This is a genomic window from Moorena sp. SIO2C4, from assembly GCF_010672485.1.
Classification (GTDB): Bacteria; Cyanobacteriota; Cyanobacteriia; order Cyanobacteriales; family Coleofasciculaceae; genus Moorena; species Moorena producens.
The window spans coordinates 1-3,910 of the sequence record NZ_JAAHGN010000726.1; the positions used below are offsets into that span (position 1 = coordinate 1).

The 3,910-nt window shown below is 44.7% G+C and carries 3 protein-coding genes; all 3 read right to left on the reverse strand.

Annotated elements, in window-relative coordinates:
• On the reverse strand, positions 1–293 hold a 293-nt coding region (locus tag F6K20_RS27945; protein WP_287296850.1), incomplete at its 3' end, for a formylglycine-generating enzyme family protein.
• A gap of 34 nt (positions 294–327) precedes the next feature.
• A complete protein-coding gene (locus tag F6K20_RS27950; RefSeq protein ID WP_287296852.1) occupies positions 328–3,000 on the reverse strand; it encodes a formylglycine-generating enzyme family protein in 2,673 nt (890 codons plus the stop codon).
• A 12-nt stretch (positions 3,001–3,012) separates the two neighbouring features.
• On the reverse strand, positions 3,013–3,910 hold an 898-nt coding region (locus tag F6K20_RS27955; RefSeq protein ID WP_287296854.1), incomplete at its 5' end, for an AAA family ATPase.

The following is a 3,910-nucleotide window of genomic DNA, read 5'->3' on the forward strand; positions in this document are numbered from 1 at the left end:
TGCTCTTTAAAATAAGAGGGGTCTGGATCTAAATCTTGATTAACCTTAAGGTCAGATCGAGATGCGATCGCTTTCCATTGATCTTGAGTAATCGGGTAACGTCCGATTAAAAACGATGAAATAGTTACATCATGTTGGGGTCTTTCATTATCACGACTCCCTTCTTCACTCTCTGGTGCGCCCATGGTGAAGGTTCCATCAGGGATTAAGACCATTTCGAGAGGTATACCGTCTATGTATTCTCTGTAGCCTCGAAAGGTTTGTTTTGGGCGTTTTATTGCCAATTTTGGCATAATTATTCAAACTTCAAACTTCTGACTTCTGACTTCATCCAGTTCTCCCGGATACGCACACTACACGAACACCATCATTGAGGCTGCGGAAGTCGCGCCTAAGGAAGTCGCTGCGAATCGCAGAACGGCATTTATCAGGAATGTAGTTCCAGGAGCCGCCCCGCAGAGGCGAAGATGAAATATTTTCGTTATTTTTGTCTGAATTTGGCTTATTTTCAGCATTGACATTTTCCGGTTCATTATAATCAATCCAAGCACTGCCATCTGTGGGCGCACCTTCGTAGTTATAATGCCAATCATCTTCGCACCATTCCCAAACATTCCCGTGCATATCATATAACCCAAAGGGATTCGGAAGAAATTCACCCACAGGGGTGGTTCCCTCGCTTCTTTCTCCTGGTGGTTCATCCCGATAAGTTCTTGAGGCATCGTAATTTGCTAACTCTTGGGTAATCGTCTCTCCAAAGTAGAATGGGGGATAGGATTCTCCAGTATCAAGGTTGAGAGGTTCTCTAACCCCTCGACAGGCATATTCCCATTCCGCTTCGGAAGGCAGTCTATACTCCCTTCCTGTTAGCTTAGAAAGCCGGTCACAGAACTCTACTGCTTCATACCAGTCGATTCTTTCAACGGGGCGCTTCTCTCCTTTAAACCTTGAGGGGTCTGGATCTAAGTATCTCTGGACTTTCAAGTCTGTCATTAATGCGATCGCTTTCCATTGGGCTTGAGTGACAGGGTATTTCCCCATAAAGAAGGGTTGGAGTGTGACATTATGTTGGGGACGTTCACGACTACGGCTATCTTTTTCCCTTTCAGGGGAACCCATTGTAAAGGTTCCTCCAGGGATAGCCACCATTTCCAGTTCGACATTATCGGTTAGGGTTTCGGTGAAGTAAGAGGCGGTGTAGGTTGTGGTTTTAATGATTTCCCCGTGATGGTTAACAGTAGGGGTTTTAAATGTCCACTGTTGTAATTTCTCTTCATCCTCGTCTAGCTCCTCTTCAAAACCAATGGTGGGAACTTCCGCTTCAAATTCAAAAGGTTCTAAGTTGTCAGTGAGATCAACTTTCTCCAGTTTGCGTTTCGCTACTTCTGTACTGCGTTGCTGTGCCCATTCAGCGTATTCTCCTCCCCAAGTGGTGAAAACTGCTGCTTTGACTTCAGCAAAATAGAGGTCTCGATCCCCAGCAAGACCTGGAACAGACCCGGTTGGGTTGGGAATCAGTGCTGGAAAATCCCGGAGAATACCATAATGGTGCTCTATGAAATCTCCAATTTCCCGCCAAATCTCAGTAGTGCGTTGAACTGGACTATTTCCTAGCAGTAACTCCCGAATTCCCGGACGAAATTCATACCAAGTTTCGGGAACAGTTGCCTGGTCTGGCCCCAAGGAAGATTTTTGGATCAGACCACTAAAAAACACTTCTGCCAGATGCCAGTGTTCGCTATCGGGTAAAAACCACTGTTGTGCCAAGCGCATCACTGGAGGAATCAGGGGAACAGCAGCCAGAACTTCAGCAAGTTTTCGGGCTTCGGGGCTAGCATTAGCCAAGAATCCTCTCAGTAACTCTTGGGGAGTTTCTGCCACTGATTTAGGTTGTTCTGACCTTTGCTTTTTGGGATTCGTTTTGTCTGTTTCGGGCTTATCCTGTCTAATATCCTGTCTAATTAAAACTCCTTGAATCGAATTGCTGCCACTCCCGGTGGTAAAATTCGCCCAAGTGCTCAAGTGGTTAACAGATAAATTGAAAATTGGAAATTTATATAACCTAGCCGTTGTACGAAGCCTAGCTCCTACTTCTAACATCGAGTTAGCAGACTCTGCTTGACGAGCAATTAATGGTCGTTGAATTGCCTGATCTAGACCTGTGCGCTGCCATAGGGTTTGAGGAAAAACATGGGCAATACTAACAGGATGCTGTTCTCCTAATTCTGCTAAAACCTCAAAGGCTTGACCGGAATACCAAGCTTTTCCCAAAGTATCCGTTAAGGCAATAAACAGTCGATGTCCTCCTGGTGCAATCAGGCTACGAACATCCCGTTCAATCCGGTCAACACCTGAAAACAATTGGGGCGTAGGTTCTCTTGTATCGAAGTGCCAAATCCGGACATCCCGGAAAAACCCTTGCCAGCGAAAAAGGGTTGCCACCCCTTCTGCTAAATCTCCCCAAAATGCCATGGAAGGGGAGCAATCAATCAATAAATGTACCTCAAACCATCGCTCTAGGGGAGAACGAAATGCCAGCATTGGCAATCCATCAGCTTCCGCTGTTTGTTCAACGGTTGCCTCAATATCCAGTTCATTGGCTAGCAGTCCAGGAACACGTTTAGATAAAGGCAACAGTGCTTTACTGATTTCCCTAGGTTTCGGTAAGGGAAAGGGGTCAGGAACACGAATAGGAGAGCTGTAATTACTGGAGGATGATTCGGGTTTTTGACCGGAAGTCGGGGCATGGTCAGGCTGTTTAGGATAAGTCCTAATCGGTATCTTTTGTTCTGCTTTTTCTGTTACTGAGGGAGGAATCTTTGGATAATTGTCTGAGGGATTTTCAGTGGATGATTCCGGAAGATAATCCTGTAAATCTTCTGGTTGTTTGATGTTTTCAGACAATGGAGGAGCAACAATACGATCTAAGTGAGCCAAGCACCAGATCAGCTCTGCAACCTCTCTATCATCTGGCCACCATTGATTCGTTTCACTCACCATTTCCCCCTAACCTCACAGTGATTTGAAGATAGTATTCAATACATCTTTCCGTGTTTCTTCAGTCAGGTCATCTCCTTGTAATAATAAATAGATAGCATTCAACAATTGATCCGTCGCTAACGTTGTGTCTCTTGCCTTAATCCGTTCCAAAAATTTCTTGATTAATTTCCGAGCTGGCTGATCCAGTTGTTTTAAATCGGTGGCATCAAAGCGGTTTTCTAAAATTTGATAGAAACCCTCTTCGGTATCAGGTTGCTTGAGAGATAACCGTAGACATCGGCGTAGAAAAGCTGGTGGAAACTCCCGTGCTTCATTACTGGTCATCAAGACTAAGGGAAACTCTTGACATTGAATTAATCCTTTGTCAACCTCAATTTTTTCATCACTATCATCCCTGTGACTGCGGTAAGGAAGTACCTTTTGGGAGTCCCTGTTTAAGCGAGAAAGTTCTGGAATCTCAAAAAATCCTTCCTCAAATATATGTAAGAGATCATTGGGCATATCAATATCACTCTTATCAATTTCGTCAATTAACAGCACTGCCGGTCTACGGGGTTGAGATTGATGAAATGCCATACCCATTGGTCTTAATCTTAAATAGTTACCAATGTCAGGTTCTTCAATTTTCTCTGTGTTACCAACTTGTTGCCTCAGTAAAGACACTTCTTGTAGTCGCCCAATGGCATCGTAGGCATAGAGACCATCTTTCAAAGTAGTGCGAGAAACAATTGACCAGCGGTAAGGCCCCGGTAGTCCCAATTCAGCTGCTACCGCATAGGCTAAGGATGTTTTGCCAGTACCGGGATTTCCTTCAATCAGTAAAGGGCGACGTAAACACAATGCAGCATTCACCAATTCTACCGCTTGCTTGGTAGGAACAAACCCCAATGCCCTTGGATTAATCTTTCTT